Origin of the sequence: Bradyrhizobium sp. U531 (assembly GCF_051710265.1) — a bacterium.
Classification (GTDB): domain Bacteria; phylum Pseudomonadota; class Alphaproteobacteria; order Rhizobiales; family Xanthobacteraceae; genus Bradyrhizobium.
Genome location: NZ_JASVEN010000004.1, coordinates 566,425 through 579,590 on the forward strand (window position 1 = coordinate 566,425; position 13,166 = coordinate 579,590).

General features: G+C 59.1%; 11 protein-coding genes and 1 riboswitch. Of the genes, 10 read left to right on the forward strand and 1 reads right to left on the reverse strand.

What is annotated here, in order from left to right:
* The first annotated feature begins 118 nt into the window (after positions 1–118).
* The 7 genes from QRQ56_RS22170 (at position 119) to QRQ56_RS22200 (ending at position 5,794) form a co-directional block, all read left to right on the forward strand.
* Positions 119–907, forward strand: coding sequence for an ABC transporter ATP-binding protein (locus QRQ56_RS22170; protein ID WP_317245401.1), 789 nt, complete (start codon positions 119–121; stop codon positions 905–907).
* Entirely contained in the window at positions 894–1,670 is a 777-nt protein-coding gene (locus QRQ56_RS22175) for an ABC transporter permease (protein ID WP_438742978.1), read from the forward strand. The genes QRQ56_RS22170 and QRQ56_RS22175 overlap by 14 nt, the downstream gene beginning before the upstream one ends.
* 31 nt (positions 1,671–1,701) lie before the next feature.
* Entirely contained in the window at positions 1,702–2,724 is a 1,023-nt protein-coding gene (locus QRQ56_RS22180; protein ID WP_438742979.1) for an ABC transporter substrate-binding protein, read from the forward strand.
* Positions 2,725–2,774: 50 nt separating this feature from the next.
* On the forward strand, positions 2,775–4,040 hold the full coding sequence (locus tag QRQ56_RS22185) for a CaiB/BaiF CoA transferase family protein (RefSeq protein WP_317245399.1): 1,266 nt from the start codon (positions 2,775–2,777) through the stop codon (positions 4,038–4,040).
* 55 nt (positions 4,041–4,095) lie between these two features.
* On the forward strand, positions 4,096–4,923 hold the full coding sequence (locus tag QRQ56_RS22190) for a citryl-CoA lyase (RefSeq protein ID WP_317245398.1): 828 nt from the start codon (positions 4,096–4,098) through the stop codon (positions 4,921–4,923).
* A gap of 167 nt (positions 4,924–5,090) precedes the next feature.
* The gene (locus QRQ56_RS22195) at positions 5,091–5,429 is read left to right on the forward strand and encodes an SMP-30/gluconolactonase/LRE family protein (RefSeq protein ID WP_310473285.1); all 339 of its coding nucleotides are present in this window, start codon (positions 5,091–5,093) and stop codon (positions 5,427–5,429) included.
* Positions 5,430–5,494: 65 nt separating this feature from the next.
* Positions 5,495–5,794 carry a hypothetical protein gene (locus QRQ56_RS22200; protein ID WP_317246486.1) on the forward strand — a complete coding sequence of 100 codons (300 nt, stop codon included), beginning with the start codon at positions 5,495–5,497 and terminating at the stop codon, positions 5,792–5,794.
* Positions 5,795–6,351: 557 nt separating this feature from the next.
* On the opposite strand, the gene QRQ56_RS22205 is transcribed toward QRQ56_RS22200, so the two are convergent.
* Entirely contained in the window at positions 6,352–6,888 is a 537-nt protein-coding gene (locus tag QRQ56_RS22205) for a GNAT family N-acetyltransferase (RefSeq protein ID WP_317245397.1), read from the reverse strand.
* A 546-nt stretch (positions 6,889–7,434) separates the two neighbouring features.
* On the opposite strand from QRQ56_RS22205, the gene QRQ56_RS22210 reads away from it, so the two are divergent.
* From QRQ56_RS22210 to metE, 3 genes are all read left to right on the forward strand, one after another.
* Positions 7,435–8,649 carry an EAL domain-containing response regulator gene (locus QRQ56_RS22210; protein ID WP_438742980.1) on the forward strand — a complete coding sequence of 405 codons (1,215 nt, stop codon included), beginning with the start codon at positions 7,435–7,437 and terminating at the stop codon, positions 8,647–8,649.
* A 577-nt stretch (positions 8,650–9,226) separates the two neighbouring features.
* On the forward strand, positions 9,227–9,430 hold the full coding sequence (locus tag QRQ56_RS22215) for a 4Fe-4S binding protein (RefSeq protein ID WP_007600001.1): 204 nt from the start codon (positions 9,227–9,229) through the stop codon (positions 9,428–9,430).
* A gap of 785 nt (positions 9,431–10,215) precedes the next feature.
* Positions 10,216–10,415, forward strand: a riboswitch (cobalamin riboswitch).
* 99 nt (positions 10,416–10,514) lie between these two features.
* Positions 10,515–12,830, forward strand: coding sequence for a 5-methyltetrahydropteroyltriglutamate--homocysteine S-methyltransferase (gene metE / locus QRQ56_RS22220; RefSeq protein WP_438742981.1), 2,316 nt, complete (start codon positions 10,515–10,517; stop codon positions 12,828–12,830).
* Positions 12,831–13,166: the final 336 nt, after the last annotated feature.

Sequence of the window (13,166 nt, forward strand, 5' to 3'; positions counted from 1 at the left end):
GATAGAAAGTCCAGTATTCAATTCTCATCTGGGTTCTATACTGCAGAATGCAATTGACTCCGGATGAAGCGCCAGTTACCTGTTTTGAGGCTTAGAACAGGTTCTGCGGAGCGAAACAATGGAAGGGCAGCCGGCACTTGCCGTCGACCTGCGCGACGTGATGATTCGCTTCGGCGACTTCACCGCCGTGAAAAGCATGAACCTCCAGGTCGGCGAAACCGAATTCGTTGCAGTGGTCGGGCCGACCGGCTGCGGAAAATCGACCATTCTCAATACTGTCACCGGACTGCTGAAGCCGGCCGCCGGCGAGGTTTGCATTTTCGGCAAATCGCTTAGGGGCCTGAACGGTCAGTCCGGCTACATGCTGCAACAGGAAGGGCTGCTGCCCTGGAAAACCGCCCAGGACAATGTCGGCCTCGGGCTCGTGTTTCAGGGAAGCTCGATCGCAAAGGCGCGCGAGCAGGCGCGGCCCTGGCTCGCCAAGGTCGGCTTGAAGGGGTTCGAGGAGCGCTATCCGCATCAATTATCCGGAGGCCAGCGCAAGCGCGTTGCCATGGCCCAGACCCTGATCATGGAGCCGAAGATCGTCCTGATGGATGAGCCTTTCTCCGCGCTGGACGTTCACACGCGCCGCCTCATGCATCGCATCCTGCTCGAGCTATGGCAGGCGGACCGGCGCTCCCTCGTCTTTATCACCCATGATCTCGATGAGGCGATCACGCTGGCGGACCGCGTCGTTGTGATGTCTGCCGGTCCTGCCAGCCGCATGGTTGGCGATGTCAGGATCACGCTGTCCCGTCCACGCGACGTCTTGGCACTCCAGACCACGGATGAATTCGTCGCGCTCTATCGTGAAATCTGGTCGCTGCTCGGCGCCGAAGTGGAGAAAAGCTATGCGCAGGGGTAAGGGTAAGGTTGCTCTCACGCAGTTCGCCATCGTCCTCGGTGTGATCCTGATCTGGGAACTGGGTGTGAGGGTCGGGCTGATCGATCCTTTCTTCTTTCCGGCACCATCGACGCTTGTCGCAAGAATAGGCGAGTGGATGTCAACATCGGACTTCTGGACCGATGTTGGGACAACACTGCTGGAGACGGTCCTGTCTTTCCTGGCTGGGATCGGGATCGGCACCTCGCTTGGTATCTGGCTCGGCTTAAGCCCGTTTGCGGCCGAGGTGGTCCAGCCCTTTATCAAGATGTTCAACGCGATCCCCCGCATCTTGCTGGGACCCATCTTCGTCATCTGGTTCGGATTGGGGCTCACCTCCAAGGTCGCGCTCGGGGTAACGCTGGTCCTCTTTGTCGCATTCTTCAACACGTTTCAGGGGGTCCGCGAGGTCAATCCGGTCGTGCTCGCGAATGCCCGCCTGCTGCGTGCATCGAAGTCCTCGCTGCTGCGCCACGTCTACCTGCCGTCCGCCACCACGTGGATCCTGTCGAGTCTGCGGGTATCTGTCGGCATGGCCGTGATGGGAGCGGTGGTCGCCGAATATCTCGGTTCGTCCGCAGGATTGGGGCACCTGATTGCGCAGGCCGAGGGTGTCCTTGATGCCACCGGTGTCTTCGCAGGGATCATCGTCCTCTCCGCCTTCGTCATCGCGCTCGATGCCATCGTCGACCGGGTGGAAAAGCGGCTGCTGGTCTGGCGGCCGGCACCTGCCCACGAAGTTTGATCGTAGCGCTCCCATTCTCACGGAGGTTCCCATGCACGCTTTTCCGAGACTGATGGTGGTTATCGCGGCAGCCGTATTGCCGCTCATTTCAGCGCATGCCGCCGAGCCCGAGAAGACAAAATTGAAGATCGCAGTGGGATCACAGATCCTCAACTATATGCCTCTCGAGCTTGGTGTGAAGCTCGGTTCGTTTAAGGACCAGGGCCTTGAGGTGACCGTCGAAAACTTCCAGGCCGGTGGTTCGAAGGCTTTGCAGGCGCTGGTCGGCGGTTCGGTGGACGGGACAGTCGGCTTTTACGATCACACCATTCAGATGCATGCGCAGGGCAAACAGATTTCCTGCGTGTTCCTGCTCAATGACATTCCCGGCGTGTTGCTCGGTGTCCGCAGCGGCCTCGCTGACAAGGTCAAGTCCGGTGCCGACCTGAAGGGCCTCAAGCTCGGGATCACGGCGCCGGGGTCATCGACCGACACCATGGCGCGCTACTACATCAAGAAATCTGGGTTGGGTCCGCGCGACGTGAACATTATCGCGGTCGGCAGCGGGGCGCCCGGTATGGTGGCACTCGAGGCCAGGAATATCGACGCGCTCGTCTATTTCGACCCGATTGCGACCCTTCTCGCGCGCAAAAAGAGTGCGACGCCGCTGTTCGACGCGCGCACACTCGAAGGCTCAAAACAAGCCTTTGGCGGAATCTATCCGACCGCCTGTCTCTACCTGCAGCAGACTTTCATCGACAAAAATCCAGAAACGGTCCAGCGCCTCGTCAACGCCTTGCTCAAAACCCACCGCTGGATCAACACGGCGTCGACGGAGCAACTCGTCGACGCGATGCCTCCTGCATACAAGACCGACAATCGCGAGGTGAACATCGAGATCATGAACGCGTCGAAAGCGCTGTTCTCGCCAACAGGTCAGATGGACATCGAGGCGGCCAAGATCCCGCTGGCTGTCCTAGGCGACTTTGATCCGAAGATCGCAGCCGCAAAGATCGACCTGATCAAGACCTTCACGAATCGATTCGCGGAACGTGCTGCGCAGCAACTGAAATAAGTTGCGTACTAAGCGCTCGCTATCGGATCACCTACAATAAGGCTCTTCAGATGTCTCTGCCGCTAACCGGTATCCGCGTTCTCGACCTGTCAAACGTGTTGGCGGGTCCGTTCTGCGGTTACCATCTTGCGCGCCTTGGCGCGGAGGTCATTAAGGTGGAAAATCCGAACGGCGGCGACCTGGCGCGGCGCCTCGGCGCGGATCCGCAAAGAGCGGAGCGCCTGCAGGGACTCTCGTTTGTCGCTGTGAACGCCGGCAAGCAATCGATTGCACTGGACCTGAAATCGGAAGCGGGCCGCGAGGTGTTCTTGCGACTGGTCAAGGAAGCCGACGTGGTGCTCGAAAACTTCCGCCCGAAGGTGATGGAACGCCTTGGCATCGGCTTTGATGTGCTTGTCAGGCTGAACCCGCGTCTGGTCTACTGCGCGATCTCCGGCTTTGGGCAGAGCGGACCGTGGTCCGCCCGTCCGGCCTATGACCAGATCGTCCAGGGTCTCTCCGGAGCCATGAGCGTCACCGGCGATATAGCCTCGGCTCCCCTGCGCACGGGCTTTCCGATCTCGGACACGATTGCGGGACTGACTGCTGCGTTTGCTATCGCCGCGGCTCTGGTCGACCAGCGGCATAGGCAACGGGGTCGGTTCATCGACGTGTCCCTGCTCGAGGCCACCATTGCGGCGATGGGATGGGTCGTCTCCAACCACCTGAACGCCGGGATCGAGCCGCAGCCCATCGGCAACGAGAACTTTACCGCGGCTCCCTCCGGCACGTTCCGCACCGCAACGGGCCCGCTGAACATTTCCGCCAACGAGCAGAAGCAGTACCAAGCCCTATGCGACCTGATCGATCGACCGGACCTGAAGACGGATCCACGCTTTGCTGGACGCGAGATGCGCAAGGTGAACCGCGCTGCGCTGAGCGCGGAGTTGAACAAGGCGTTGAGTTGCAAGCCCGCTGAGGAATGGGAGGCCCAAATGAACTTGGCTGGTGTCCCTGCCGGCCGTGTGCTGACGGTCTCGCAAGTGTTGCAGCAGCCACAGGTCGTTGAGCGCGGATTCATCGAGACTTTGGCGCCAGAACAAGACGATGCGCAGCCGTTACGAATCACGCGGCCGGGGTTCCGGCTGGATGAGGAGTTTTCGGAGCCTTCACCACCTGCGACGCTCGGAGCAGACACTGAGCGATGGCTGCAGCGGCTCGGCTATTCGTATGCGGAGGTTGAGCAACTAGTCTCAAGCCGAGCCGTCGGGAGGCCAAAGCAAGGAGAGGCTGATTTCCTGCCCGTCCGCGCAGCCACGGACGGACCGATATCATGACATCCGACGGCTTGCGTCAGTTGGCAATCGGCAGGTTGAAAGGACGGAAGCGGAAATGAGCGAAGAAGAACTGAGACAGCAAGCGGCCAGTTGGTGGCGAACCTCCATTTGCGATATCGCGCCAGGTCGCATCGCCTATCGGGGTTATCCAATTGAAGATTTGATAGGCCGCGTTTCTTTTCCCGCCATGATTTGGCTGATGTTACGTGGCAATCTGCCGACGCCAGCACAGGAGCAGCTGCTGCAAGCTGCGCTGGTTGGATCCGTTGACCACGGTCCGCACGCGCCCTCCATTGCAATTGCCCAAATGGCGGTGAGCTGCGGCCTGCCCCTGAATGGCGCAATGGCCTCGGCAATCAACACGCTCGATGACGTGCATGGCGGAGCAGGGGAGCAGGCTATCGAACTCTACGACGATGTGCTGCGACGGCGCCAAGGGCGAGAGATCGAGCAGGCCGCTGGCGCTGCAATCGACCATTTCACCGCAACCCGCAGCAAATATCTGCCGGGCTTTGGCCATCGGTTTCATCCAGTCGACCCGCGCGCGGCCCCGCTATTGGCGCTGGTGGATGCCGCAGCTGACGAGGGCAGTGTCGGCGGCGATTATGCCAAGGCCGCTCGCGCGATCGAGCGGGTGATGCAACAGCGCAAGAGCAAGCTCATTCCGATGAACATCGATGGCGCGACCGCGGTCATTTACGGCGAACTGGGCTTCGCCTCTCCGCTCGCGCGGGGGGTCTTCTGCTTGTCGCGCGCGGTCGGAATCCTGGCTCACGCCTGGGAGCAAACTGGGCGCAACGATCGCAACAAGGGCCCGATGCCCAAGCAGTTCGGCTACAAATATGAGGGCCAGCCGCGTCGCAGGCTCCAAGGCGCATCATGAGCATCTCGAAAACCCGCCCAAGCTGATGGAGGTTAGCGTGTTCTCGTCGATGCCGGCGGAGTTTCGTCGCCCGGCTGTTTCTTCGGAATGGGCAGACGCGAACCGCGGGGCATATCTAGTAGATTGTTTCATCGAGGGACCGTCGTTCGACCAGTCCGGGAATCTCTATGTCGTCGACATCCCCTTCGGCTGCATTTCCGGATTTCACCGGAGGGCGTCTGGTCTTTGATCATCGAATACGACGGCTGGCCGAACGTCTGAAGGTTGCTCCGGACGGCCGGGTGCTCGTGTCCGACTATATCAACGGTCTCCTGGAGCTCGATCCACAGAGAGGGACCATCCGACCGTTGCTGGGCCACCGCAATTCCGAGTCCTTCAGAGGCTGCAACGACCTGCATATCGCGACCAAAGGCGACATCTATTTCACCGATCAGGGCCAGACTGGATTGCACGATCGGACCGGCCGGGTATTTCGACTGTGCCCTGACGGCCGGATCATTGCTTGATTTCTAATGGCCCGGGCCCGAATGGCCTGGTGCTCAGTCCGGACGAGACCGTATTGTTCGTTGCAATGACGCGCGACAATAGCATCTGGCACGTACCGCTGATGCGTGATGGCGTGGGGAAAGTCGGACGATTCAGCTGGTTCTTCGCGACGAGCGGTCCTGACGGACTGACGGTCGATCAAAAAAGGGGGCTCTTTGTCGCGCATGATTCCCTCGGCCCACGTTTTCGTATTGGCGCCAAACGGCGAAGCGGTCCGCTTGCATCCAGTCCTGCGCATGGGGGAGCTGCACGAATGTCGTATTGGACGCGGCACTCGGCACATTGCTCATTACGGAATCCTCTACCGGATCAGTGTGATGGCTGATCTCGCGCACCTTCCTCGAAATTCGCCAGCAGGAGTGGCAAGGTGGTGCGGAATCCTTTCACGCGCCGGTCCGCCGCACCAAGATGCAGGAAATGAGTCTGGTAGACGACTGGCTGGCCAGTTTCCGAGAGAATGTAATTGGTGACGAATGGATGGCGTTTGTGTGGGTGATCTCAAACCAGAGCCAGTAAATCGCACTGCATGGGAAGCGCAAACGAACGATTCGTAAGGCTGGGTCGGGGCTTCGCCCGCGACGGGCCGCCGCCGACCTGTCGCCTTTTGGTGGGCGGGTCGCGGTATCGCTTCCCACAATGCAGAATGATTGATCGCTGATATTTTCGAACGTTCTCGCCAAGAAGGCCGAAGAGGTAACCGCTCGCGGTGGGAGTCAGCACCGCATCAGCGTCAAAGGTTCTCGATCATGCTGGGCCGCGACGCACGCGTGAAGCGTTCGTTTTGAGAAGCAACAAGCCCAGGATTGACTGCGTGAAGGACTTTACCGATAGCACGCTAGCCCAGGAGCGCTTTAAGTGTGTGGCGCAGAGGTCGTACCACTGTCAGAGCCTCTTGCGCGCGCGCAATCCTCCAACCCGATATCCCCTCTCCTCGTAGAAATGGCGTACCCGTTCTAGGGCCGGATAGCCATCCGGAGGCAACGCAACCTCAATCATCTGCCAGCCGCGTCGCTTCGCCTCCGAATCTACCGCCTCGAGCAGATGCCGACCGCAGTCAGAGCTGCGGAAGTCACGAGAAATCCATAGCTCCTGAAGCATGCCGTACGCTCCGGCTGCTCTCACGGCCTGTACGGCCGAGATGCTAGCTACCCCTACAATCTGCCCGGTGCCTTGTTCTTCGACGACAAAAATGAAGCCCTGTTCGGGATCCTGAATCAGGCGCAACGCCGCCTGCTTCGCGCCGTGAAGGCTGAACTCCGGTCCGAGGCCACCTAACTCGGAAAGTAGCTCTTCGACCGCTTTTGCGACCGCGTTCTCATCTCCTGGCACGCTCTTGCGCAAAACCGTGCCCGCGCTGGACGTGCCTTGCCCTTCAGCGCCAACACGAACACCTGACCGAGCCCTCTGGAGGAAATTCATGCTCAGGAGGATACAGAAAACGCAATTGAGAGCAACTATCTGGCTCGGTAGGAAGCAGCACGTCCACACTCGCTATAAGCAACAGAGCTGAGGTAATCGCAAGCCATTGCCGTTCTCAGAATCGACTCCGGTTTGAGCAGCTGCGAACTCATGATGGGCTGCCTTCGATTGGAAAACAATCACCAAACGGCACACGCCGGTCATGTCGATCAAACGTTCGTAAGAGTGATTGCCGATCGTCGCTCACGAACTACTCTATTCAATAAATCGTGCGCCACGATGATCGCAGCGCCATAGAGCGTCAGCTCGGTCCGTCCGAAGGAGAGATTCCCACCTCGCGTACGACATCGTACAAAGTTGCGCGAAGCGCGACAGGTATCATACGCGTGCGCCCGATAAAATCGTCTGAGCAAGATCGCGAAAGATTTTGCACACTAATGCACTATCTTAAGCTTATCTCGAACAATCAAAAGATATCGGGAAGCACAGCTTGTTTGGACCTTCGCTCCTCGTTTAAGGCACCGTCACGGAACGGGAGTGGTTGCGATGGAACATGGTCAGGCCGAACTGGTCGGAGGGAAACCTGTAATCTTCGGGCAACGTAAGGTGCGGCCGCGGGCATGCCTGGCGGTCGGCAAACGGCATCTGCGCGCCTTTCTACGGGATGTGCTGGAGGATATGGGATTTGTTACCAGCGAATGCAGGACTGCTGACGAGTTGCCGCATGTACTCCGCACGGAGTTCCCTGATCTGATCCTGCTCGGCATTGGCTCGGACCGCATCGAGCCTGGACGATTGCTCGAGATACTGGTACGCGAAGAATTTGCAGGCCGAGTGCTGGCGTTCGGAGCGCGCGAGTCGATCATCATGGCGGCAGTGCAGCAGGTCGGCAGTGAATATGGACTTGCTATGCTGCCGCCGCTCAGGGCGCCGTTTGCAGCCGAGACGTTGCGCGATCGGATCGGCATACTCTTGCCAAGAGAGCCGGCGCCCCGTCCCGCGGTCCATGTCGGAGAAGCCTTACACGCTGGCTGGCTTGAGCTCTGGTATGAGCCGAAGTTTGACACGTGTACCCTTAGCCGCCGCGGCGCCGAGGCGCATGTGCGAATGCGGCACCCGACCTGGGGCGTTGTTCCACCGGCCTATTTCATCCCGGAATCTCACGATCCGCATTTTAGGAACTTGTCGCAGTTCGTGATCGACCGCGCGATCAAGGATTGGCAGTATCTTCTGGAGCAGCAAACTTCGATCGATCTCTCCATCAATCTCCCGGCAGCATTCCTGATTGACCCGCAGGCGGTACGCGATCTCTGTCGGCGCATGCCGTCGCACGCCGCTTTCGGCGGTTTGACGATTGAAATCGAGAGCGTGGAAGCGATCGAGAACCTAGATCTCCTGGTCGAGGTTGCGCGTGAGGTTCGCTTTCACAACATTGGCCTTGCAATCGACAATGTCGGTGCCAATTGGCCGCAGCTGATGGGGGTGACAAAATTCCCGTTCATGAAATTGAAAGTGGATCGTCAGTTCGTCGGCGGCTGCGCGAATGGGCCCCTCAAGCGAACGGTGTGCCGCCATATCGTCGATCTAGCCAAAGAGTACAATGTGCGCACCGTCGCCGAAGGTGTGGAGAGCCAGGCTGACCTAATCGCTGTGGCCGAACTCGGCTTCGACCTTGCGCAGGGCCATCTGTTCGGAAAAGCCATGCCACTGAAGCAATTTGCACAGTCATCTTTCAACCCTGCTCCAGCTCGTCTAAAATAGTTGCGAGTGGCTGAGTGCGGCCAAGCGACGCTCAGGAGCACCGCCATGCCTACTCGGCACCAGGCATGAGGCTGAGTGCAATTCGGTCTGCAGGGCCAGTGTCGCTCGTCCCGCCGCCACTTCATTTCCCTCCGAAGCTTGTTATACCACAAGCCCGTTTTGGCAAGCCTCCAGCGAGTCCTCCGCGCAGCTAGCGTTGCAGCCATGAGCGAGGCTTGCACAAACCTCCAGTCGGGGTGTGTGACCGGAGGTTTGCCGAGATCCAACGTAGACCTGCGTCCGTTGGCGGTTTTTTGTCGCCGCCGGTTGAGGAAGCGTCAGCCTCGCTTGCCCCCGCGCTGACGTGCCAAACAAACCGACGGACGCTTCCAGCGTCAAGTCGCGACTGACTCTCGCAAGACGGGCCGAGGGCTCGTAGCCTGAAATTGAAGCGACCTGTTGCTGTCGCAGATGCAACATGGTCTCAGACCCGGGACAGCCGAATTGGGCAAATTGCCCAACATTGAGCGCGTCTGCGTTTGGCACGGCATTTGAAAGGGATCGCCCATGGCATCGCTCGCCTAAGGAGTCGGAAGGCATGGCTTACAAGATCGTCGCTTCGCAATGCACCGTTTGTGGCGCATGTGAGTTCGAGTGTCCCAACGCGGCGATCAGTCTGAAGCGCGACATTTACGTTATCGATGCCAAAAAATGTACGGAGTGCGAGGGCCATTGCGACACGCCGCAATGCGCGGTGGTCTGTCCGGTCCCTGACACCTGTGTCCCGTCCAAGACAGGATAGGCAGCCCGCGACCAAAAGGCCTCATCGCTCGATTTCGCGAACGAAGTTGTAGATGTGGGACCTTGAGGAGACCACGACCGCATGGGGCGCATCGAGGTCGATTAACATCGTTATGAGCTTAAGACGCTGAGCGACTCCGAGGAACCCCTCAACGGGCTCTGTCGGAGGACACCGTCGAAATTGTCACGAACAAGGACAAGGCCCTCGATGCTCAGTGGCCGCGTTAAGGCCTATCATCGCTGGCCGCGAGTCGAGGCGAGGCAGACCGGCGTCGAGCGGCCACGGACGTATCGAAGCCGGCGCAAAAGTCGCTCAGCACGTGAACACCTATTGCACCGAGAAGATCATCTTGGCCAACCTCACGGAGGCGAACGACCTCGTGCCTGGTCGCGGGCCGCCGAACACCAAGGAGCCGACCTGATCATCCGTGCGGTCCTGGAGCAATCCGGCTTTCGAAATGTCTAGGGAGCCTCGTGGGCTGTGACCAAACGGAAGACGGCCGAGGATGATCGCACCTTCCTGACGCGCTGGTTCGAAAAGCTGCTGACGGAAAAGGTCGCTTCCTCGCGATCACACAGATACCGAAAGCGGCCCGGGTTCGTTCCGGTCGTGGAGCTCAACCGTTACGCGAGCAAGGAGCGAATGCATTCACAAGCGGAGCCTCCACAGATCCGGGCGTGTTCACCAGGCCGCGAGCAAGACCGTCGTGCCCGCCTAGTGCGCTCGTAATCGCTTGGGCAATATCGCAGCGAGAATAGGTAGGTTGACGCATCGATCCTCGTGCGCATAATTCAAGCCGTCGCGGTCTCCGGATTTCGTTTGATCTGGAGCTAAGAGGGAAGCCGGTGCAATGCCGGCGCTGCCCCCGCAACTGTAAGCGGCGAGCCGCTGTCCAACGAAGTCACTGAAGCCATGCGGCTTCGGGAAGGCCGGACAGCAGCGACGACCCGTGAGCCAGGAGACCTGCCTCGACAAGATATCGTCCACGGGCGGGGCGTCCCGGTGTGCGCCAAGCAGTTGTCGCTCACGCGATGTTCGCTGTCTGCGTCCGCCATGGCCTTTGCCCCAACATGGGGTCTAAGCTATGTCAATCCTTTCGCTTCCCGTTGCCACACTGGGGACGTCACGCATCGGCCCACGACGCGAACTCAAATTCGCGCTCGAGAGCTACTGGGCGGGAAAATCCAGCGAAGCCGAGCTCCTCGAGGCGGGGAGTGGACTTCGTGCCGCTAATTGGGCACGGCAGAAATCCCGCGGTGCGACCGTCATTCCTTCGAATGACTTCTCGCTCTACGACCATGTGCTCGATACCAGCCTAATGGTCGGCGCCATTCCCGACGTTTACGGCTGGAACGAAGGTCCTGTGTCGCTCAAAACCTACTTCACCATGGCGCGTGGCGCTCAAGACGGTGGTCACGCTCAGCATGGGCCCGGCGTAGCCGCACAGGAGATGACGAAGTGGTTCGATACGAACTACCACTACATGGTGCCGGAATTTCACCAGGATCAGATCTTTAAGTATGCCTCTCGGAAGCCGATCGAGGAATATGAGGAGGCAAGAAGCCTCGGCTATCAGACGCGGCCCGTCCTAGTGGGCCCAGTCACTTTCCTGAAGCTCGGCAAAAGCGTAAATCCCGCCTTCAATCCGCTGTCGCTGCTTGATCGACTCCTCCCCGTCTATGTCGATGTTCTCCGCGAACTAGCCTCGCGCGGCGCTGAATGGGTTCAGCTCGACGAGCCATGCCTAGTGATGGACGTCGACGAAGCATCTCGGGCCGCTGTCCGCCGGGCCTATGCTCATTTCGCTAAGGCCGTGCCGGCCCTTAAAATCATGCTGGCCACATACTTCGGGGGTGTCGGCGACAATCTTGAAACAGTATTGGCCTTGCCCGTTGCCGGGGTTCATGTCGACCTGGTTCGTGCACCTGACCAGTTGGACGCGATTGTCGCCAGAGCAGGTAGAGATCTCGTGGTCTCGCTCGGTGTCGTTGATGGTCGCAACGTATGGCGCTCTAATCTGCCGGCGCTACTCGACCAACTTGCTCCTATGGTCAAAAAACTGGGCAGGGACCGTGTTCAGATTGCCCCCTCCTGCTCGCTGCTTCATGTTCCGACCGACATTGAACTAGAGATCGATCTCGATCCCAATCTGAAGACGTGGTTGGCGTTCTCAGTGCAGAAGATCAAGGAACTTTCGATATTGGGCAAAGCGCTGGCTGGCTATGCTGCCGACGTGGCCGATGAACTCACGCTCTCAGAGGATGCATCCGTCACCCGCGAAACATCGCCGAAGATCCACAGTGCGAACGTCGCCGGACGAATGGCCGCGATCGACGATAGCATGCGTCGCCGTCGCAGTGCGTTCACCCAGCGCGCCGACGTCCAACGCGTCGCCTTCGCATTGCCGATGTTTCCAACCACAACCATCGGATCCTTCCCGCAAACGGCGGACGTCCGCAATGCGCGTGCAGCTCATGCGCGGGGAGCGCTGAATGACACGCAGTACGAGCAGCTTCTGAAAGCGGAGACAGCCCATACCGTGCATTGGCAGGAAGATATCGGCCTGGACGTGCTCGTACACGGTGAGTTCGAGCGCAATGACATGGTTCAATACTTTGGCGAGCAGCTGTTGGGTTTCGCATTCACCAAGCACGGCTGGGTTCAGTCTTATGGCTCGCGGTGCGTTCGTCCTCCTATCCTGTTTGGAGATGTCTCCCGCCCGAAGCCCATGACCGTTAAATGGTGGCGACATGCGCAGTCTCTGACCAAAAAACCCGTCAAGGCTATGCTGACCGGACCGGTGACGATCCTGAACTGGTCGTTTGTCCGTGACGACATCCCGCGGAGCGAGACATGCCGACAGATCGCTCTCGCGATCCGAGACGAGGTCATCGACCTTGAGGCGGCTGGAGCGACCATGATCCAGATCGACGAGGCTGCGTTGCGGGAGGGATTGCCACTGCGCAAATCGCAGTGGAAGGACTATCTCGATTGGGCAGTGGACAGTTTCCGTGTTTGCTCCTCCGCTGTCGCTGACGGAACTCAGATCCATACGCACATGTGCTATTCCGAGTTTAACGAAATCATCGATGCGATCGCAGCAATGGATGCCGACGTCATTTCAATCGAGGCGTCGCGCTCCAAAATGGAATTGCTCGACGCTTTCAAGAGCTACAAATATCCTAATGAAATTGGGCCGGGCGTCTATGACATTCATTCACCGCGCATTCCCGCAGTAGCCGAGATCAAGCAGCTGATTGTGTTGGCTCGGCAGCGGGTTTCCGATCGGCAGCTCTGGATCAATCCCGACTGCGGACTGAAAACTCGAAGATGGGAGGAGGTGCGTCCCGCGCTCGTCAATATGGTGGTCGCCGCACGTGAGTTGCGGGCCGAGGCATGATCGTACGGAGCGTGTCGCCAACGTATCTGTGAATAAGATGAACGCGCTTTGGGAGCTCGCGATATCCTTGCGAGCTTCCAAAGTGTCCAGCGCCTGCGAATGCCGGTTTGCCCCGGCGGAGGCGATCGCATACAGCGGCGACAAGCTCGAATCCGGCGGACGACCGCATGCCGGCCATACCGATTAGGTGACATATTCCAAGTCACTTACGCTCGACGCGAACCACGGTCCTATCGCTTCATTTATCCATCGCGTGGATGCGTCCCATCACAACAATCTATTTTACCGCCCTTGCGGAATTTCATACCTATTTTGCGCCTCCGCGCGGTCTTCGGG